Source organism: Brachyspira sp. SAP_772, from assembly GCF_009755885.1.
GTDB lineage: Bacteria > Spirochaetota > Brachyspiria > Brachyspirales > Brachyspiraceae > Brachyspira.
The window spans coordinates 1-549 of sequence record NZ_VYIX01000342.1; the positions used below are offsets into that span (position 1 = coordinate 1).

A 549-nucleotide genomic window follows, 5' to 3' on the forward strand; every position below is an offset into this window, starting at 1 on the left:
TGGAGAGAATATAGATTATTATGAAACAAGAGTAAGAACAGGAAGGAATGAACATCATGGAGAGGTGAGAGTAAAATTAATAGACAGAGAAAAAGGAAGAGATAAAGATATTAACTATTATATAGAAGAGATAAGAAATAAAGTAAATGGATACCCAGGAAGAATAGAATTAAACTCAGAAAATGTGGCAATGGGAAAACCTAAAGATTATAGCTCTATTATAATAGAATTAGTCGGAGATAATTTAGATATTGGTTATGATGTGGCAAGCAATGTTATTAATGCAGTTTCTAAAGTAGAAGGAATAAGAAATGTGCTTATAAAAGAAGATGACTCTAATCATGAAATATTATTTACTATAAATAGAGATTTAATATCAAAAATAGGAATTAGCTTAGATACTATAGGAAGCATAATTCGTACTTCTTTTAGCGGAACTGTKGCAAGTACTATGACATTAGAAAACTCTTTATATATAGATTCTGATATAGTAGTAAGACTTGAAGACAGTACAAGAGAAAATATAGACGGTGTATACAAATTAATGAT

The 549-nt window shown here is 28.5% G+C and carries 1 protein-coding gene; it reads left to right on the top strand.

The annotated features are described in order from the left end of the window. The coding region (locus GQX97_RS14410) for an efflux RND transporter permease subunit (protein ID WP_198391280.1) at positions 1–549 on the top strand (549 nt) is incomplete at both ends.